Origin of the sequence: Lactobacillus melliventris (assembly GCF_013346935.1) — a bacterium.
In the GTDB taxonomy this organism is placed as follows: Bacteria; Bacillota; Bacilli; order Lactobacillales; family Lactobacillaceae; genus Lactobacillus.
Window position 1 is genome coordinate 256,843 of record NZ_JAAEEB010000001.1, and the last position, 20,077, is coordinate 276,919.

Below are 20,077 nucleotides of genomic sequence, written 5' to 3' on the forward strand. Positions count from 1 at the left end.
ATGGAAACCAAAACACCTAAACAAATAGTTAACTTACTTAATGAATATATAATAGGGCAGGATGAGGCCAAGAAGGCTGTTGCTGTTGCTTTGTATAATCGTTATCGCAGAATGCAACTGCCAAAGAAAATGCAAGAGGACATTACCCCCAAGAATTTGTTAATGGCTGGCCCTACTGGTGTTGGTAAAACAGAAATTGCTAGAAGGCTGGCCGCAATTGTCAACGCCCCATTTGTTAAGGTAGAAGCTACAAAATTTACTGAAGTTGGCTATGTGGGCCGTGATGTGGAATCGATGGTCCGCGATTTGGTCAATGAAGCGGTTCGTATGGAAGAAAAGGATCAATTTGACCGTGTTCGCCCTCAGGCAGCTAAAGAAGCCAATAAAATTTTAGTACGCTTGCTTGTACCCGGAATTAAGCGTGACAAACGCAAGAATCAAATGCAGGAATGGCAAGACATGATGTCGATGATTATGGCGGCTGGTCAAAACAATGACCAGAATTCACCAGCAGATCAAGAAGAAATAACAGATGATATTCGCAATGAGAGATTGACTGTTTCAGAACAGTTGAATAAAGGTCTGCTTGAAAATCGTGAGGTTACAATCGAAGTTGAGCAGGCACCAAAGGTTAACTCGATGGGTGACATGATGGGGCAAATGGGAATTGATATGAGTTCAATGCTCAATGATTTAGTACCTAAGAAGAAAATCAAACGAACTCTCCTTGTCAAAGATGCCCGGGAAGTTTTAATTCAGCAAGAATCCCGTAAAATGGTTGATTATGATTCCTTATATCAAAAGGCAATTGAACGAACGGCAAATAATGGGATCATTTTTATTGATGAAATTGATAAGATTACAGCTGGCAATCAGAAAACTTCCGGTGAAGTATCGCGTGAAGGAGTACAAAGAGATATTTTGCCAATTGTTGAAGGTTCAACAGTTCAAACTAAATATGGCCCGGTAACTACAGACCATATTCTCTTCATTGCAGCTGGCGCTTTTTCAGAGTCCAAGCCGAGTGACCTTATCCCCGAATTACAAGGACGTTTCCCAATTAGAGTGGAACTTAATGCCTTGTCAAAGGATGACTTCGTTAAAATACTTAAGGACCCAGAGGACTCATTATTAGAGCAATATGTAGCATTGATGAAAGCCGATGGGATAAAGTTAGTCTTCACACAAGAAGCAGTTGAGCGGATTGCGCAAATTGCTTACGATGTTAACCAGGGAACAGATAATATTGGTGCCAGACGGTTGTCAACAATTCTTGAGAAGTTGCTGGAAGATGTCCTATACGAAGGCCCGGACATGACAATGGGAGAAATTACTGTAACTGAAGCATATGTTAATGAAAAACTTAGTGATATAATAACAAATAAAGATCTAACTAAGTTCATTCTTTAACAAAGGTGATGATTAAACATGAATTACACTATCAAAAATAGCATTCTTAAAGTTGAAATTGCTAGTAAGGGTGCTGAAGTGCAAAGTGTAAAAAGTTTACATAGTGGATATGAGTATATTTGGCAGGCAGATCCTCAAGTCTGGAATCGGCATGCACCTGTTCTTTTTCCAATAGTCGGCAGACTAAAAAATGACGAATATACTTACCAAGGGAAAACCTATCATTTAACTCAACATGGTTTCGCCCGTGATTTAGAGTTTCAAGTGGTGCGTCATACAGATGAAAGTATTACATTTTTGCTGACCGACTCTGAAGAGACCAGGAAGGTTTATCCGTTCAAGTTTGAACTACGAGTGAATTACAATTTACTCAATAATCTCTTAGAAGAAAACTTCACTGTTGTTAACAAAACGGATGGCGAAATGATCTTTGGTATTGGTGGTCACCCTGGATTCAATATTCCTACAAGTAAAACCTTATCTAAGGAAGATTTTTACTTTAGTACCAAACCTTCTCGTGCGCGTGTTCATATTCCTTTGAAGGGCGCATTTCTGGATTGGCCTAATCGGTCGTTGGCTTCTACTAATAGCTTAATTACTCTTAGTGATCATCTATTTAAAAATGACGCGCTGATTTTTCAAATGCGCGGCCACGATAATAGGATATCTTTAAAAACTGATGCCAATAATTTTCATGTAAATGTTTGGTTGCGAGATGCACCTTTTGTGGGTGTGTGGTCACAATACCCGACAACTGCAGATTATGTCTGTATTGAACCGTGGTGGGGGATAGCAGACCGCTTTGATACCAACCAAAAGCTGGAAGAGAAGTATGGTATGAACCATCTGGAAGCGGGAGAAACTTTTACTGCTGGTTTTAGCATGGCTTTCCATGACCAAGACGAATAAATTTTGAGTTCAAGATAATAGACGCAAAAAAGGAAGTACCAGACTTCCTTTTTTTATATCACCAAAATAAAAATTAAATATTGCGAACAAGTGTTCATACATCTATAATATAATAGCTAGCTGTTGAGACTAGCCGTATTTATTTGCTATGCAATTATAGTTTGTGGTGCTTTTTCTTATACCAATACCACAAGCCAAAGGGAATAATATTTTCTTGGTGCTGCAATAAGCGTTTAATATTGCTTCTGTGACGAATAAACAAGATAATCATGATGCAGCCAACAATGATTTCCAAAAAAACATCATGAAAAAAGAAAGTTGCAATAAATATCAGAACCACAGCAATCAGGCTTGAAAGGCTGACATAAGACGTGATAAAAACTAATGGTAGAAAAATAAGAGCGCAAATGCCAAAGAACTTGAGATTATAACCTAAGAAGAGGCCGGCACTGGTTGCTACAGCTTTTCCGCCCTTAAATTTGAGAAAAATAGAGAATGTATGTCCTAAGATCGCCAGACCACCCGAAATTAATAGGATATATTTGGGCACATTAAGATGAAATATCCTTGGCAAGTTGGTAGCGAGTGTTCCTTTTAAAACGTCAACGATGAGAACCACACTGCCGGCAAATGGTCCGAAGACGCGAAAAGAGTTGGTGGTACCGATATTGCCGGAGCCATAGTTTCTAATATCTTCAGCAAAAAAGATTTTACCGACGATCACGCCTGTAGGAAAAGACCCTATTAAATATGCTAGAATAAATATCAGAATTAAATTTAAATTTATCATTTTTATCCCACTCTCTTAAAGTCTAATGCTATTTTAGCAGAGATTATTGCGTTTGCGGGCTAAATAATAAATGATTTTTAACTGGAGGAGTCTATTTGGTTAAAACAAATAAAAAAATAAATTCTTATGATGACTCATCAATTCAGATTCTTCATGGTCTGGAAGCCGTGCGTAAACGGCCGGGAATGTACATTGGGTCGACTGATGTGCATGGCTTAAACCAGCTAGTCTACGAAATTGTAGATAACTCGGTTGATGAAGCAATGGCCGGATTCGGTAACGAAATTGACGTGACGATTCATAAAGATAACAGTGTGACGGTTCGTGACTTTGGCCGGGGTATGCCTACTGGAATGCATAAATCGGGTAAGCCCACTATCGAAGTCATCTTAACCGTTTTACATGCTGGGGGTAAGTTTACCGAGCAAAACTACAAAACTTCAGGTGGACTTCATGGGGTTGGATCCTCTGTGGTTAATGCTCTTTCCAGTTATATGGACGTGAAAGTTGTGCGAGAAGGCACTGCTTATGAAGAAGAGTTCAAAGATGGTGGTCATCCAGTTGGAACTTTAAAATGTTTGGGTAAAACTAAAGAGCCGACAGGCACTACCATTACTTTTAAACCTGATGAGAAAATTTTTTCAACAATCAGATATAAGTATGAAACTATTCAAGAGCGCATCAGAGAGTCTGCTTTTCTGTTAAAGGGCGTACGCTTTGTTTTAACTGACGAACGTGAACCCGAACATCATGATGACTTTAAATATGATGATGGCATTAAAGCTTTTGTCTCATATCTCAATGAGGGTAAAGATTCTTTAAGCGATGTTTTTTATTTTTCCGGAAAACAAGATGAAATTGAAGTTGAGTTTAGCGGTCAATACAGTGACAGCTACTCAGAAAATCTGGTTTCTTTTGTTAATAATGTGCGCACTTCAGACGGTGGCACTCACGAAGTAGGGGCCCGTAGTGGCTTTACGCGTGCTTTTAACGATTATGCCAAGAAGCAAGGCTTGTTAGGGAAAAAAGATAAAAATATTGACGGGTCGGATTATCGTGAGGGCTTAAGCGCGGTTTTATCAGTTAAGATCCCAGAAGAGCTGTTGGAGTTTGAAGGGCAGACTAAAGGTAAATTAGGCACTCCGCAAGCAAGATCTGTAGTTGATGCGATTGTCTATGAAAAAATGTCTTACTACTTAATGGAAAAAGGTGAGCTGGCTCAAGAGCTGGTAAAAAAGGCACAAAGAGCGAGGGATGCTCGTGAAGCTGCCAAAAAAGCGCGCAATGAAAGTCGAAATGGTAAAAAACGGCGCAAAAAAGAAGTGCTTTCAGGTAAGTTAACTCCAGCACAATCACGCAACCCCAAAAAGAACGAATTATTTTTGGTTGAGGGTGACTCAGCTGGTGGCTCCGCAAAACAAGGTAGAGACCGTAAGTTCCAGGCTATCTTGCCTTTACGTGGTAAAGTTTTGAACACCCAAAAAGCCAAGCTTCAGGATATTTTTAAGAATGAAGAGATTAACACTATGATCTACACTATCGGCGCTGGAGTCGGAGCCGAATTTAACGTGGAAGATTCCAATTATGATAAGGTAATTATCATGACGGACGCCGATGATGATGGTGCCCATATTCAGATTTTGTTGTTAACCTTTTTCTACCGTTATATGAGGCCAATGATTGAACATGGTAAAGTTTATATTGCTCTGCCTCCTCTTTATCGTCTGCAAAAAGGTCGTGGTAAAAAGGCTCAAGTGCAATATTCCTGGACCGATGAAGAGCTTGCTGCCGCTGAAAAGAAAATGGGTCGCGGTTATACTTTACAGCGATTTAAGGGACTGGGAGAAATGAATGCTGAGCAATTATGGCAAACAACTATGGATCCGGAAACCAGACTGCTTATTCGTGTCAAAATCGATGATGCTGCTTTAGCAGAACGACGTGTTACCACACTCATGGGAGATAAGGCTGGAGCCAGACGAAAATGGATTGAAGAGAATGTTAAGTTTAGATTAGGCGATAACACTTCAATTTTAGAAGAAGAAAATGAATAAAGAGGTTTTTGATTAATGGCAACAAAAGAACGAATTCGTGAAATGCCGCTTGAGCAAGTCATGGGTGAGCGTTTTGGCAGATATTCCAAATACATTATTCAGGAACGGGCCTTACCGGATATTCGTGACGGGTTAAAACCTGTGCAGAGAAGAATCCTTTATGCCATGTTCCAGGATAACAATACTTATGACAAACCATTTAAAAAAGCAGCTAAAGCTGTAGGTAATATTATGGGTAATTTTCACCCTCATGGTGACAGTTCAATTTATGGTGCTTTAGTTCACCTTTCGCAAGATTGGAAAATGCGGGAGCCTTTAATTGAAATGCATGGTAATAATGGCTCAATGGACGGGGATGGCCCCGCGGCTATGCGTTATACTGAATCTCGTTTGAGTAAAATATCTAACATGTTACTGCAGGATATTGATAAAAATACAGTCAATATGGTCCTGAATTTTGACGATACCGAGTATGAGCCCACCGTTTTACCGGTACGTTTCCCCAATTTACTAGTTAATGGTTCTACCGGTATTTCAGCGGGCTATGCTACAGAAATTCCGCCACATAATTTAACCGAAGTAATTGATGCGACTATCTATTTGCTAAAAAATCCTAATGCCACTCTTAGCGATCTGATGCAATTTGTCAAAGGTCCTGATTTTCCAACTGGCGCCATCGTTCTGGGCGAAAAAGGCTTACGTGAAGCTTATGAGACAGGGCGTGGCCGAATACAGGTAAGAGCTAAATCTTCTATTCAAGAAATAAGAGGGCACCGGGAAGAAATTGTAATTACGGAAATTCCTTTTGCTGTTAATAAGGCGCTGCTAGTTAAGAAAATGGATGAAATCCGTCTTAACAGAGAAATTGACGGGATAGCTGAGGTCCGGGATGAAACTGACCGTCATGGTTTGTCAATTGTAGTCGAATTGAAAAAAGGTGCCGATGCACAAAATATTTTAAATTATCTCTTTAAAAATACTGAATTACAGGTTTCCTATAATTTCAATATGGTTGCTATTGATCACATGACGCCAATGCAGGTTGGTTTAAAGCATATCTTGTCTTCATACTTAGAACATGAAAAAGAAGTAGTTACCAAAAGAACTAAGTATGATTTAAATAAAGCTGAAGAACGTCTGGAAATTATCCAGGGCTTGATTCATGCCATGGACATTTTAGATCAAGTTATCAAAGTCATTCGGGCATCAAAAAATAAGACCGAAGCTAAGAAAAATTTGTCTAATGAATTTGAATTTTCAGCTCGACAAGCAGAAGCAATTGTTTCTTTGCAACTATATAGACTTACTAATACCGATGTAGATGCTTTAGTTAAAGAGCAAACGGAATTAAGCGAAAAGATAGCTCGTTTTAAGGAGCTTTTATCTAATAACAAAACTTTGGAAAAGGAAATAGTTAAAGAACTATCACTTGTTAAAAAAGAATTTGGTAATCCAAGAAGGACCGAAATTTCTTCTGCAAATGCTAAGATCCAAATTGATGAAAAAGCTCTAGTAGCCGATGAACAGGTACGTGTGTTGATAAGTCGCGATGGCTACTTGAAAAGATCTTCTATTCGTTCATGGCAGTCAAGTGATGATGAGGATAACGGCTTGCCAAGCGGGGATGATGTGGTATTTGAAAAAACAGTATCTACTTTAACCAATTTATACCTTTTTACCAGTCGAGGAAATGTTATTTACCGTCCGGTAAATGAACTAGTTGAGGCAAAGTGGAAGGAAACTGGCCAACATTTGTCTCAAGAAATTGGGTTAAATGATGATGAAAACATTATTCGTGTATTTGACCTCGACAACTTAAACCAAAATGTCAACTTTTTACTTGCTACCAATGATGGTTATATCAAACAATTACAATTAAGTAATTTGCAACCTACAAGGACTTATCATTCACGAGCAATTACAGCGATGAAAATGAAAAAATCAGACAGCATGGTTGTTCGCGTTGATTTAGTTAAGAATAAAAGTAATGACGAAATAATTTTATTTACTCATAACGCATATGCTATTCGCTATAATTTGGCAGAAATTCCTGAATCTGGAGCCAAATCGTTTGGAGTAAAGTCTGTCAATCTTAAGCCTGCGGACTATATCATTTCTTATATCTTAATAAATCCTAATTATCTTGATTTGGTTCATGTTGGCATAATTACACAAAGAGGGGCGTTTAAACAGTTTAAAGCTAATCTGGTAAATAAAGTATCACGTGCCAAACGAGGGGTACTTGTATTACGAGAACTTAAAACTAAGCCACACCGCATTGTCGCGGTTACGTCTTATGGGCAAGATCATACTTTAATTGTAACCACTACGAGTAAAAGGCACATAAAGATCTTAACTAGTGATTATCCGTTAGGTGATAGATATTCGAATGGTTCATTTGTGATTGATACTACTAGTGACGGGGAGCCAGTTAATATAAGACTGAGCAGGCCATCAGGCAATAATTAATTTTAGTTTATTTAATGATATCAATAAATTGTGAAAGTGCTTTATTGAATTACAATAATACTTTGACACAAAGGGGTTTTTGATTGATAATAGCATATATATAGAGCCATATTATTGTTAAGATAGAAGGAATAATATTATGCCTAAAACAGATACAATACTCTCAACCAAGTCCCTACATTATTTTTTGCAATTAATTGATACTATGAATTATACTCAGGCAGCTCAGATCCTGGGCATTACTCAACCGGCTTTAACTCAACAAATTAAGAAAATCGAGCATGCAATTGGAACACCGTTATTTGGACAAATGGGTAAAAAGCTTTACTTAACGGAAGCGGGTAAGCAATTGCAAACTGGAGCGATTCAATTGCTTGGAACCATTAATTCTGTGGTTAGTGATATTCAAGAATTTACACAGGCTGACAAGGGTAATATTGCAATTGGTGTTTTAGAAAGTGTTGATTCTGATCTGCTCAGACGGTTTTTGGTTGAGTTTAACCAAAAGTTTCCGCATATTACCATTAGTGTCTCTTATTTTAACCGGAAAGATCTTTGGTATAATCTTGATAATAATTTAATTGATTTAGGATTACTTTATGTTCCTGAAACTGCTAAAAAGAGTCAATCCAATATACAGAATCAGTATGAACAAATGAAGGTCACACAAGAGAGATTGACAATCTTGACACATAATTCTAGTTTTAAGGCAAAAAAGGCATACCCAGTTTCCAAATTTTTAGGAAAAAATTGGGTGCTTTATCCGGATGGCTTTTACTTAACTCAATTACTAAAAGATAAATTAGGCTCAAAATTAAATGCTAAAAACGGGTTAAATGTTCCTTTAACCTTTACTTCGACAAAGCAAATGGTTGATACAGCGCAGGAAACTGATTATGATACAGTTGTAAGTGAATCATATTATCAGCTTAACCAAGGTGAAATTGATTTAAAACCAGTATTTTTAAAAGGTGTTCCAAAATTCACAACATCAATTATCTATCGCAAGGGTAAGAAAGAAGTTCCTCGGATTGAAAACTTTTTGGCCGAATTTAAAAAGTTTTTGAAAGCTTAATGCATCTTACAATCAATAAGACATAATCAATTATTTAAACTAAAATATAAATTTAAATTTCTTCTAGGAAGAAAAGGTTTTATTAGGTAAACTAGAAGATAAGTAAAAAAATTAAAAGAAACAGGGGAAAGTTAAATGGAAAAAGAATTAGTTTTTGGTCATCAAAATCCAGATACAGATGCCATAGGAACAGCGATTGCATATTCATATTTGCAAAATAAATTAGGCTACAATACAGAAGCGGTAGCTTTAGGTGAACCTAACGATGAAACAGCCTTTGCCTTAAAGAAATTTGGTTTTGAAGCGCCAAGAGTTATTAAAACAGCTGCTAATGAAGTGAATAAGGTAATGCTTGTTGATCATAACGAACCGCAACAAAGCGTTTCCGATATTGATAAAGTGACTGTAACACATGTTGTTGACCATCATAGAATTATGAATTTTAATACAAGTATGCCTCTGTTTTATCTTGCGGAACCTGTAGGTTGCACAAGTACAATTATGTATGGACTGTACAAGCATTTTAAGGTGGAAATTCCCAAAAATATTGCTGGAATTATGCTCTCAGCAATAATATCAGACACATTATTGCTAAAATCGCCAACTACTACTGAGAGAGATAAAAAGGCTGTTCAGGAACTTGCAGAAATTGCTAATGTTGATTACCAAAAATATGGTTTGGAAGAACTGAAGGCTGGAACTAATATAGCAAGTAAATCTGAAGAAGAATTAATTGATCTAGATGCTAAATCATTTGATTTGAATGGCAAGAACGTTCGGGTTGCTCAAATCAATGTAGTTGACTTACCAGAGGCTTTGGAACGTAAAGAGGCTTTCTTAAAGACAATGGAAGACTCCGCCAATTCTGAAGGCTACGATTTATTTATGCTGCTTATAACTAATGTACTTGACTCAGATTCAACTGCATTAGTTATAGGTTCAGATGAAGCTTTAGCTTCATTTGAAAAGGCATTTGGTGAGGTTAAGGATTCTGAAATTAGCTTGCCGGGTGTTGTTTCGAGAAAGAAACAGGTTGTGCCACCACTAACTGAAGCTTTTAAGTAATTTAAAAAACACGAAATAGATTTTCTCTATTTCGTGTTTTTTTAATCTTTATTAATTTCCTTAGCCAAAATGATGAATGATTTGCATACTCTTTCAGCTTTATCAGGTGACATTTTTCTAAGTTCATTAAGAACCTTCTTAATAAATACTGGAGTATTATCTTGATGATTTTCAACTTTAACTTCTTTAAAGCGATAGGCATTCATAATAATATCCGGTGTAGTGGTATTTAAGGCTCTGGCAATGGAGTCAAGCTTTTGAATACTAATATTCTGGTTTTTGGTACGCTCGAGACGGGAAATAAAATTAACCGACAAATCGCTTAATTCAGCGAGATCCTCCTGGGTTAATTTTTGTTCACGTCGCCTGCGACATATTTCTTTTCCTAAATTTATACTCATGGAATAAATTCAACCCTTTCAAAAAAATAATTCCATATTCTATAATAACAGATTAATTATAGAATTAAACATTAAAATAAAAAAATAATGAATAAAACACTTGCTTTTAGCAAAATTAAACTCAAACTAAATGTTTTAAACTATACCCCACATAGTATTGTAAGCTATTTTTTGGGAAAATAAAATAAAAAAGCACCAATTAATAACCTTAAAATGAAAAAGGAAAGAGTGGCAAATATTATATCAAAGACTGCTTTCGCTTGCTATGGCTGCGAGTAGAAAGACACTTGCTCAAAAAAAGAGCACGACTAAATGGGTTTATATATTTATCAAGCTTAGAAAGCGCTTTTATTTATATTTTTCCATATTTATGCTAGTTATTTTGAATATAGAAATTAACTGCGGATGGATTAACTATATTTTGGGGTAGTATGTTATAACTGTTCGGGTAATTCTTATATTGCAAGTTAAAATTAAAACTGAAATTTCTATTTCAATCATAAAAATACACTGTCAGTCTTTATCATAAAACTTTTAGCAAATTTTGAATATAAAGTAACTTTTTTAGCTCCAAGAGGGTGATTTAGGTTTGAGATATTTCAGCATGCCTAAGCAAGATATAACTTCGTATAATATATATTATGTAAAGTTATATTAAAAATTCAGGATAGAGGGTTAATCAACAAATACCTTGGTTAAAATTTTTATGTTGACACAAGTATTTAGAGTCTTTTAAAATTCAAAAACCGCTTAACTGATCATTTAACAGCAATTAATTTTCTCAGTAGTAATTTAAATTTTTCTTACATAGACAGATTTCCATCTTTGAATTCACAAAATTTAATATAGAAACAACTAGTTCTAAATCGTAAAAGTTTATGTATTAAGTGGCAAATCATCATAAGTGTGAATCGTTAATGTAAGTGGTAAGTTTAGTATCTTTTTAATTGGTATAAAGAAAGTGTGCGATTTACTGGAAATAGTAATTTGGTATTACATTTATTTTATTGCTTTCATTAAAACTATAATTTTAATGAAAGCAAATAAAGGAAATATTGCAGTCAAAATTTTCTTTATATCAGACTCTATGGCTCACACAAAGTTAGCAATTAGCGCGTAAGTTTTTAAACGAGATATTTTAAATTGTTGCTTTAAATATGTTAATGTATAGCTTAAAAATAAAGCTGTTTCCCCTCTTTTAAAGTACGCTACAGCTAGCTCCAATTTCATGGTTTTCTCTCTTAATGCTCTATAATTTTGATCTGAACACTCTATTTTTAGCAATTAATTATCAGGCTTAAATAACTAAATAATATTTATCAAATCACCCTCTTAATTTCTAGCAAATTAAACCGCAGTTCAATAATCTGTGCGATAAATGTACTTGAGCGACTATCTGTTTGATTTTTCCCCTTTCTTTAGGGTAACCAAGAATAAAAATGACAAACATACATTCTGATTTTGCTTTATAATAGAATACATAATTATTTCAGTCAGGAGAATTTTGCTACGTGGAAACAAAAAGATACTTAGATCTAATCGATGATGAATTGAAAAAAATGCCGGATTTTGTCAAAGATTATAACTTTGGTACCAGTCATTCTTTAGCTACATCCTATCAATATTTAACAGAAATCAGACGTTTCTTTGACTGGCTGCGCCAAGAAGGCATTTCACAGGCTAAAAATAATCAAAAAATTGAAACTGAAACTTTGGCCAAACTGCAGCGCAATGATATTATGCTTTACATTAACTATTTGGGTCACGTCAAAAATAAGCAGGGTAATCTTAACTCCCCCACTACTATCAATCGTTCCATAAATGCGTTGAGGTCCTTGTTTAAGTTTTTAACTATAACTGCTGATAATATTAATGGTCAGCCATATTTTGAACGAAATGTAATGCTTAAAATTGATTCCCTCAATAATACAGAAACGCTGAACTACCGTGCACATGTCCTTGAATCACACATGTATACCGGCAAATTAAAATATCAGTTTCTAGACTTTATTGCTACTAAATACGAACTTCAATGCAATAAACATGCTCTACCGGGTTTTAAAGTTAATAAAGAACGTGATATGGCAATTATTGCATTAATTTTGGGAACAGGGATAAGGGTCTCAGAATGTGCAGGAATTGATGTTTCTGACATTAATTTTAGAAAGGCTACGCTGGACGTAACACGTAAAGGTGGTCAAAGAGACAGCGTTCCAATTGCCGAATGGACAATAATTTATATCAAAGGATATAAAAAGATACGCCAGGAACGCTATTCAGCCTCAAAAAAAGATGCAGCATTCTTTCTTACACGGTGGCACAATAAAACAAGAAGGATTACTGCCAGTGCAATTGAAAAGATGGTTAATAAATATTCAGCTGCCTTTGGACATCCACTTACCCCTCATAAATTGCGTCATACTGTGGCTTCTGAATTATATGATGTGACTAAAGACCAGGTTTTGGTTGCCCAGCAGCTGGGACAAAAAGGAACTTCAGCAACTGATTTATATACTCACGTCGATCAAAAAAAGCAAAGAGCTGCCTTGAATGAGATTACTGAAGCTGATAAAAACAATAGTAAAAAGCAAGCATAATAGTGCTTGCTTTTTTGGTTATTCGAATCTGGTCTGCCAATTTGAACTTTGATTAGCCTCAAAGCACATTTTTATTTCTGCTAAAGAGTTTCGTGGTAGTGACAAAGGTGGCAGATTATCAAAGTCAAAGAACGAGCATTTTTCAGTTTCAGTATTATTGACAAACTTTCCTCCTAAATCTCTGCAGAGAAAAATAACATTGCATACATTAATAGCGCGTTCAACTCGTTTATTATCATAAATGTTAGTTGAATGGTTATTTACGGCAATGATTTGCTCAACCGCGATCTTATGACCAGACTCTTCTTCTGCCTCCTTTATACAATTTTCTTTAACCGTCATATTTGGTTCACACCAACCACCAGGCATTGACCATAAATTGTCGGTAGACTCTTTCACCAACAAAATTTTTTGCTTAGTAAAAATTGCTGCTCTAGTAGATACTTTAGGGGTTTGATAGCCATCATCACTACTAAATAACCCCTTAACCACGTTAATAGGTTCACCAGTTTTAGCAGCCATCATCTTTGTGGCAATTTCTCTTATCTGTTGGTATCTTTCTCTATCAAAACGATCGTGGCCGTATTCAATGCCATCTTGAGCAATACTTTGTAGTTCTATTGCCCACCTTGAAAGTTGGTCTAATTTTTTCATAAAAAGCCCCAATTTCTTAGCAAAAGCGCAACCTTTCAAAGGTTGCTCTTACTTTGTTAAATCAATTTTATCAATATCTATCATCCAGCCAATAGCAAAAGATTTTTCTCCCAAATGTGTCGCAATAACGGGACTAAACTTCGTTACTGAAATATTTTGCTTGGGAAATTTCTCCTTTAAAAAGTCCTCTGCTTCTTCAGCTTGACTTTTATCATTAGAATCAATGATAAAAAGTTTAATTTGGTCTTTATAAGGCAACTTATCAATCTTTTCCACTGTTAAACTTTTAATTTTGATAAAAGCCCGTTTCATTGATCGAATCTTATCAAATGCCACAATATCGCCATCTTTAAAAGTAAGCAGTGGCTTGATGTTCAGCATGGATCCGATAAAAGCAGTGGCATTGCTCAAACGTCCCCCACGACTCAGATTTTTTAAATCATTGACTACAAAAATCTCATCAATGGTTGATTTGATTTTATCTAATTTTACCAGAATGGTATCAAGGTCAAGACCATTCTTTATCATTCTGGCTGCAGCTAAAACCAAATTTCCCTGCAGACGAACTGTCATCATCGTGTCTATAGCATGTAGATTATATTTGGGATTGTTTTCCGATATATTACAAAGTGTCTGATAAAAACCTGAAATTCCGCTTGAAAGTGTAATTGCGATAATAGCTTCATACCCTTCGTCATGTAAGCGATCAAAAAGACGAATTAAATCACCGCTACTTGGTTGAGAAGTCTTAGGAAAATCAGCTCCCTCTCTTTGCATTTTAAAAAGCTGATCAGAAGTAATATCAACATTTTCTAAGTACTCTTTTTGACCTATGATTATGGGAATAGATATAACAATAATATTGTTTTTTTCCGCCTCTTGTTTTGTTATGGCGCTGGTACTATCAGTAACTAAAGCAATCTTCATCTAACTTACCTTTCGCTTTTGTCTGTACAACATACAAGAATTATAGCATAAAAAAATAAGTGTTTCGACCATCAACTAGTAGAACAAATTATTTTTCACTTCTTTGTAATAACTCACTGAAGATGTGGTTAAAAGTTGCTACTTCTTGTTTGCTAAGACCTTGCAACAAGGATTCTTCTATCTCTTTTAATACTTGTTTTAATTGGATAATTTTTTGAAGTCCTGTTTCATTTAACAAAACAATTTTGCTTGAATCTTTCTCAGATCTTTTAACTGTAATAAAACTAACTGTTTTCTTCTGCTGTAATTGTCTACTCAATGTAGATAACGAAATTTTTAAATTGTCAGCTAAATCTCCCATTTTTAAAGCTGTATTGTTATTTTGATCGAAATATAGCAAAATTCTAGTTTGTGATAAATTTAAGCCACATTTTCTATTTATTTCGTTTTTTATATTTCCCGCAATTGTGCTAAAAGATAAAACATCCATTTAACTACCTTTTCTGATAAAAACCAAAATAACTTATAAGCATGTATTTAAAAAGTCCATATGTTTTCCCAAAGAAAATTAGTTTGTGAAACAATTGGGTTACCTGTATAGTAATATTATTTACTATTATTTTTTGCTTATAAATATTTATATTAATAACTTTAAATCTATATTACCAGTATATCAGTTTTTTGCAATAGCTGCTTTAAAAAGTAGATTTATAATTAATATATGATTAGTAGTACTCTTTTTTAAGATTTAATCATAAAATCTGCCTAAAGCGAATACAAATTGTTTAATAATTGATATAATAGTAAGCGTGTTTTGAGGTGATAATTATGGCTTTTGACGGCTTATTCATACATAGTCTTTTAAATAGTGTTAAGCCAAAAATAATCAATGGTCGGCTTTCAAAAATATACCAACCATTTGAACAAGATTTAGTATTAACTTTTAGAAAAGAGCGCAAAAATATTCAGTTGTTACTATCAGCAAATGCGCAATACCCTCGGTTTTACATAACTAGCCAGACTATTGCCAATCCTGATAAGGCTCCTACTTTTGTCATGGTACTGCGCAAATATTTGGAAGGCTCAGTATTAAAAGAGATTGAACAGCTGGGTGTAGACCGCATAGTAAATTTTAATTTTAGTAATCGTAATGAGCTGGGAGATCAAGTTCAGTTAGTTTTATCTTTAGAATTAATGGGACGACATAGTAATGTCATACTTTATGATCAAAAAAGTGGACATATAATCGATTTGCTTAAACGGATTAATCCAGATGAAAACAGAGTGCGGCTGCTTTTACCTAAAGCAAAATATGAATTACCGCCCTTAATATCTGGAATAAACGGCTTTGAAGTAACAGAAAAAGAGTTTAGAGAAAAAACTATGCATTCTGATCCAGTAGATTTTGCCAGTCAAATTGGTGGCCTGGATCGTGACGATCGTCAGGAGCTCACTGGTTATTTGGAAGATGATTTTTCTTATTCGTCCTTTAAAACTTTTATGGATCAGTTTAATAAAAAAGGCGCTTTTATATTAAAAACGCCAAAAAATAAACGTAAGATTTTTCCCTACCTACCCTACCATCTTAACCTGACAAAAGAAAGTGCTGATCCGGATATTAATCATGCTTTAAATGAGTTTTACGAGTATCAGTCAAATCAAGATTGGGTAAGGCAAAAGTCAGCTCAAATTGAGCGGCTAATCAAAAATGAGTACAAAAAATTAACCAAAAAAATTGTTAAGCTCAAAAAGCAGCTAGAACAGGCAGAAAATTCTGAAGGATACAGGATACAAGGAGAAATACTTAACGCAAATTTATCGCAAGTTAAGCCAGGGATGGCAGAGGTTTCTTTGCCAAATTATTATGATAATAATCGCCCATTAAAAATTAAACTCGATGTTGCCCTTTCTCCGGCCCGTAATGCGCAGAAATATTTCACTAAATATAAAAAATTACGTGATTCTATTAAACACGTTAAAGAGCAAATATCTATTGCTCAGGATAACTTAGATTATTTTGATTCTGTTCAGACTGCAATTGATAATGCTGAACCGCAAGATATCGATCAAATTACTGAAGAGTTAATGAACCAGGGATATTTGAAGAAGCCCCAAAAACCAAAACGGAAAAAGAAAATTACCGAAAAAAATCTGAATAAATTTCGTATATCTTCGGGTAAAACTGTTTTAGTTGGCAAGAATAATTTGCAAAATGACTGGTTAACTTTAAAAAAGGCCAATAAAACTGATATTTGGTTTCATGTTAAAAATATTCCGGGCTCACACGTGATTTTGCAATCAGCGGAGGCGACAGATGAGGACATTCGAGAAACAGCTGAAATCGCCGCATATTTCTCTAAAGCTAAAAATTCTGCGCACGTACAAGTCGATTATGTTCAAGATAAACGTGTCAAAAAACCAAATGGAGCAAAACCAGGCTTTGTAATTTATACTGGTCAAAATTCAATTGAAGTAACCCCTGAAAAAACCAGGGTATTATCGAAGAGAATAAATTAGAAAGCGAGGATGAAGAAATCATCCTCGCTTTTTAAATCGGCTGAGTGGTTAATGATAAAGACTCTAAAACACTTAAAATAAGTTCAGTAGTTTCGATACTTGAAAACACTGGTATGTTCTGATTCAAAGCCTCATCGCGTATTCTAGTTGCATCATCACTAGCGGAATCAGATAAATTTGTAATATTTATTACCATATCAATCTTATGCTGGCGAATCTTGTCTAATAAGCTGCGAGAGCCATGACTAATTTTTGACACTATTCCAGTTGTAATACCGGCTTCTGCCAGTTCATTAGCCGTGCCCTCGGTTGCAATTATTTTAAACCCTAACCGATAAAATCTTTGAGCCAATTCTGTAACTTTTTTCTTGTCTTCGTCGCGCACCGATATAAAAATTATTCCATAATTTGGTATTTTTAAACCACTAGCTTCATACCCTTTGTATAAGGCCTTTGCGAGTTCGGTATCCCTGCCCATAACAGAACCAGAAGACTTCATTTTAGAATCGAACGTATTTTCGCTTTGATAATTAATATAAGAAAAGACTGGCATTTTAACAAATATAAAGCTATTTGAACGCCATAATCCACTTTTGTATCCCAATTCAGGCAAAGACTTTCCGATTAAAACTTCTGTCGCACATTTGGTAATATCCTTACCAAGAGCCTTGGAAAGAAAAGCAATATTATGGCCGGCATAAGGCTTAATTTGTAATAAATATACTTTCTTATCAACAATTAAGAAATGTAAAGTAAAAATACCACGCATATTGATACGCTTAACTAGTGCAATAGTAAATTCAGTTAATAATTTCTTGGCCGTTTTGGATAAGTTTTGTGGTTTAAAAACAGCTATTGAATCTGACGCATGTGAACCTGTTTGTTCCAAGTGCTCAATGATACCTGGAAGGGTTACATTTTTTCCATCTGAAATGGCAGTTATCTCATATTTATTTCCCTCAATAAAATGAGATAAGCTTACCTTAGAAAGCTGATTTTCTTTTAAATATTTTTTTAAGGCTGGTAAATCATAAACGACAGCCGATTTTTGCTTTACTCCCAAATTATTAAAACCACCAATTAAAATTGGAAATCCGTGTTCTTTAATGAACTTCTGAGCAGCACTTTTATTAACAGTCGTTAGGAGTTTGTTTTGACTTAAATTTTTTACTGGTTTATTTAACGCCTGTTTTATGCGATCTTTAGGATTAACATCCTTGTTACCTAAAATATTCAGACCGTTTTCGATAAGTTTCTTACGCAGAGCATTCATTTCTTTACCAGAAAACTGTATTAAAACATCTTTGATTTTTTCTTTCTTGGCAATTTGAAGAATACTTTCAACTGTAATTGGCTCAAAATAAACTTTAGCTACTCTTTTGTAGCTAATAGCAACTGATTCATCGTTATTTGAAAGTAAAATAATGTCATAATTATTATTATGTAAAGTATCAATTGCATGACTTATCATGTAGTCGAATTCACTCGTAACTGACACTTGTGATGGCAGCATTCCAATTATTAAAACCTTTTTAGAGGCAGTCAAAACTTGGCTTTCGTCTTGAACTCCAAAAGAACTATAATATGCTTTAACTAATGGCTTAATGGTTCCCGCAGTGCCATCAATTTGCTGGAAGGCGGGTTTTAAATGTATTTTTACAAGTCTTTTTTCAATCGCATCCACACTGATCATAGATAAGTTAGCAATTAAAAGATTACGAAACCCCCTCTTTTTGGCTTCAATTAATAATTCATCGGTTAAGTGCTCATTTACTAATTTATGACCAATTTCAACTATATGAAACAGCTTTTGGAAATATACTGGATGAATATGAACAATTTCATGTAATTCTTGATAACTAAAACCTTTTGCAATTGCAGCGAGTAGCTTAAGTAAATGTAACTCATCAGGTTGTTTTAGATCAGAAATAATTTCTGATTTATCCTTAGCTTTTTCCGCCTGCAAAACGCTTAGTGACATTTTTATATTTACTGTTGAAGCCAAACCTTTTAAAAAAGCAGATTCAAAATTTGTACCTAAACCAATAGCTTCTCCACTCGCCTGCATTCTACTGCTTAATTTGTAATGATTGCTACCAGATTGCGTTAATGACCAAAATGGCATCCTAATGGCTACTTTGTCTAAGGTTGGTTCGATTGCAGCATTAAGTCCTGATAATGGATCTTTAATTTCATCTAAACGATAACCGAGTGCAATTTTACAAACGATATAACCCAAACTATACAGTCCTATCCTCTTAGACCAAATAGCACTACGCGTTAGTCTGGGTTTTATCGATAAAACTTTGACAGCAAATTTAGTACCTTCGTGTTTAACTGCGAAATGTATATTAAGAATTCCTACTATTTGCAGACTATCTGCTATTTTTTTGGCAATTGTCCGAATCCTTTGTACTTGGTCATTGTTAAGGGTCAAGGCTGGCATTACAGCCGCCGAATCACCGGCATTAATAGCTACAGACTCAATAGTATCTGCTAGATTAGTAAAAAGTGTATTCCCTGAGCCATCACGAATAATATTGGCAATTATTTCGTCCCAAGAAGATAAGTCTTCTGCTAAGTGATAATTGCCAAACGAAAAATTTTCCAGTCGTTTTTCTTTTTGTAAATATTCGTTTAGATCAGTAATATTATTAAAAATAATTTTTTGGTTAAGCACTGAATCATTTTGTTTGATAAGCATCACAGGAAAGTGAACGAACTCTTCCAGTTGTTTTTGCAAATTAATTGCATCGAAATCAGTTAGATTCCAATATTTGCTGGCCTCAATCTGATTTTCTGTCAGAAAAGCGTTCATTTTTTGATGATTGTCAATTGCCAAAGTGCGTTTGTTTAAAGTTAACAAGCGCACTCCCATTTGACTCAGAATACCATCTTGAACAAGTTCCCGGGTAACTTTTAAACCAGTTGTAGAGCCGTAAGCAGAGATAATGGCATTTGGTTCTTCCATGCGAATTATTCTTTTGAGAAATTCCAAGGTCATTGGTTCAAGATATACGGTTAAGCCGGGTTTTTTATCAGTAGAAATAGTTGCAGGGTTAGGATTGACTAAAACAACTTGAATATCTTCTTCAAAAAGTGCATTAATAGCGTCTTCAACTAATAAATCAGTTTCGGATACTTTACCGACTAAAGTTGGACCTGATCCGATGATTAATACTTTATCTAAATCATTATCTAAAGGCATG

14 protein-coding genes are annotated in these 20,077 nt (G+C 35.0%); 8 read left to right on the plus strand and 6 right to left on the minus strand.

Translation table 11 applies throughout. The annotated features are described in order from the left end of the window. Window positions 1-1,410 (plus strand): ATP-dependent protease ATPase subunit HslU, encoded by a 1,410-nt coding sequence (gene hslU, locus GYV61_RS01220; RefSeq protein ID WP_174794447.1) that lies wholly within the window; start codon window positions 1-3, stop codon window positions 1,408-1,410. Window positions 1,411-1,428: 18 nt separating this feature from the next. Then, on the plus strand, window positions 1,429-2,319 hold the full coding sequence (locus GYV61_RS01225) for an aldose 1-epimerase family protein (RefSeq protein ID WP_046324814.1): 891 nt from the start codon (window positions 1,429-1,431) through the stop codon (window positions 2,317-2,319). A gap of 154 nt (window positions 2,320-2,473) precedes the next feature. Here GYV61_RS01225 and plsY read toward each other — a convergent pair whose 3' ends face one another. After that, the gene (plsY, locus tag GYV61_RS01230) at window positions 2,474-3,109 is read right to left on the minus strand and encodes a glycerol-3-phosphate 1-O-acyltransferase PlsY (protein WP_046324815.1); all 636 of its coding nucleotides are present in this window, start codon (window positions 3,107-3,109) and stop codon (window positions 2,474-2,476) included. 95 nt (window positions 3,110-3,204) lie between these two features. Here plsY and parE point away from each other — a divergent pair, with 95 nt between their 5' ends. From parE to GYV61_RS01250, 4 genes are all read left to right on the plus strand, one after another. Continuing rightward, window positions 3,205-5,163 (plus strand): DNA topoisomerase IV subunit B, encoded by a 1,959-nt coding sequence (gene parE, locus GYV61_RS01235; protein ID WP_194240777.1) that lies wholly within the window; start codon window positions 3,205-3,207, stop codon window positions 5,161-5,163. Window positions 5,164-5,178: 15 nt separating this feature from the next. Then, window positions 5,179-7,632 carry a DNA topoisomerase IV subunit A gene (parC, locus tag GYV61_RS01240; RefSeq protein ID WP_174794448.1) on the plus strand — a complete coding sequence of 818 codons (2,454 nt, stop codon included), beginning with the start codon at window positions 5,179-5,181 and terminating at the stop codon, window positions 7,630-7,632. A gap of 139 nt (window positions 7,633-7,771) precedes the next feature. Beyond that, entirely contained in the window at window positions 7,772-8,707 is a 936-nt protein-coding gene (locus GYV61_RS01245) for a LysR family transcriptional regulator (protein WP_174794449.1), read from the plus strand. A 135-nt stretch (window positions 8,708-8,842) separates the two neighbouring features. After that, the gene (locus tag GYV61_RS01250; protein ID WP_174794450.1) at window positions 8,843-9,772 is read left to right on the plus strand and encodes a manganese-dependent inorganic pyrophosphatase; all 930 of its coding nucleotides are present in this window, start codon (window positions 8,843-8,845) and stop codon (window positions 9,770-9,772) included. Between the two features lie 41 nt (window positions 9,773-9,813). On the opposite strand, the gene GYV61_RS01255 is transcribed toward GYV61_RS01250, so the two are convergent. Beyond that, complete coding sequence (locus GYV61_RS01255; RefSeq protein WP_034979176.1) at window positions 9,814-10,173, minus strand: helix-turn-helix domain-containing protein; 360 nt, start codon at window positions 10,171-10,173, stop codon at window positions 9,814-9,816. 1,511 nt (window positions 10,174-11,684) lie between these two features. Between GYV61_RS01255 and xerS the strand changes: the two genes are divergently transcribed. After that, window positions 11,685-12,770: a tyrosine recombinase XerS gene (xerS, locus tag GYV61_RS01260; protein ID WP_110446075.1), complete on the plus strand. Its 1,086-nt coding sequence runs from the start codon at window positions 11,685-11,687 to the stop codon at window positions 12,768-12,770. A gap of 18 nt (window positions 12,771-12,788) precedes the next feature. On the opposite strand, the gene GYV61_RS01265 is transcribed toward xerS, so the two are convergent. The 3 genes from GYV61_RS01265 to GYV61_RS01275 form a co-directional block, all read right to left on the minus strand. After that, the gene (locus GYV61_RS01265) at window positions 12,789-13,424 is read right to left on the minus strand and encodes an NUDIX hydrolase (RefSeq protein ID WP_110446076.1); all 636 of its coding nucleotides are present in this window, start codon (window positions 13,422-13,424) and stop codon (window positions 12,789-12,791) included. Window positions 13,425-13,472: 48 nt separating this feature from the next. Continuing rightward, on the minus strand, window positions 13,473-14,351 hold the full coding sequence (locus tag GYV61_RS01270) for a DegV family protein (protein ID WP_174794451.1): 879 nt from the start codon (window positions 14,349-14,351) through the stop codon (window positions 13,473-13,475). 88 nt (window positions 14,352-14,439) lie between these two features. Next, window positions 14,440-14,841 carry a MarR family winged helix-turn-helix transcriptional regulator gene (locus tag GYV61_RS01275; protein WP_174794452.1) on the minus strand — a complete coding sequence of 134 codons (402 nt, stop codon included), beginning with the start codon at window positions 14,839-14,841 and terminating at the stop codon, window positions 14,440-14,442. A gap of 338 nt (window positions 14,842-15,179) precedes the next feature. On the opposite strand from GYV61_RS01275, the gene GYV61_RS01280 reads away from it, so the two are divergent. Further along, a complete protein-coding gene (locus GYV61_RS01280; RefSeq protein ID WP_174794453.1) occupies window positions 15,180-16,868 on the plus strand; it encodes an Rqc2 family fibronectin-binding protein in 1,689 nt (562 codons plus the stop codon). Window positions 16,869-16,899: 31 nt separating this feature from the next. On the opposite strand, the gene GYV61_RS01285 is transcribed toward GYV61_RS01280, so the two are convergent. Continuing rightward, a complete protein-coding gene (locus GYV61_RS01285; RefSeq protein WP_174794454.1) occupies window positions 16,900-20,076 on the minus strand; it encodes a carbamoyl phosphate synthase large subunit in 3,177 nt (1,058 codons plus the stop codon). Window position 20,077: the final 1 nt, after the last annotated feature.

Bases quoted from the DNA above. Each gene is read 5' to 3' on its own strand.
- hslU (WP_174794447.1), top strand. From the start codon at position 1: ATGGAAACCAAAACACCTAAACAAATAGTTAACTTACTTAATGAATAT.
- GYV61_RS01225 (WP_046324814.1), top strand. From the start codon at position 1,429: ATGAATTACACTATCAAAAATAGCATTCTTAAAGTTGAAATTGCTAGT.
- plsY (WP_046324815.1), bottom strand. From the start codon at position 3,109: ATGATAAATTTAAATTTAATTCTGATATTTATTCTAGCATATTTAATA.
- parC (WP_174794448.1), top strand. From the start codon at position 5,179: ATGGCAACAAAAGAACGAATTCGTGAAATGCCGCTTGAGCAAGTCATG.
- GYV61_RS01245 (WP_174794449.1), top strand. From the start codon at position 7,772: ATGCCTAAAACAGATACAATACTCTCAACCAAGTCCCTACATTATTTT.
- GYV61_RS01250 (WP_174794450.1), top strand. From the start codon at position 8,843: ATGGAAAAAGAATTAGTTTTTGGTCATCAAAATCCAGATACAGATGCC.
- GYV61_RS01255 (WP_034979176.1), bottom strand. From the start codon at position 10,173: ATGAGTATAAATTTAGGAAAAGAAATATGTCGCAGGCGACGTGAACAA.
- GYV61_RS01265 (WP_110446076.1), bottom strand. From the start codon at position 13,424: ATGAAAAAATTAGACCAACTTTCAAGGTGGGCAATAGAACTACAAAGT.
- GYV61_RS01270 (WP_174794451.1), bottom strand. From the start codon at position 14,351: ATGAAGATTGCTTTAGTTACTGATAGTACCAGCGCCATAACAAAACAA.
- GYV61_RS01275 (WP_174794452.1), bottom strand. From the start codon at position 14,841: ATGGATGTTTTATCTTTTAGCACAATTGCGGGAAATATAAAAAACGAA.
- GYV61_RS01280 (WP_174794453.1), top strand. From the start codon at position 15,180: ATGGCTTTTGACGGCTTATTCATACATAGTCTTTTAAATAGTGTTAAG.
- GYV61_RS01285 (WP_174794454.1), bottom strand. From the start codon at position 20,076: ATGCCTTTAGATAATGATTTAGATAAAGTATTAATCATCGGATCAGGT.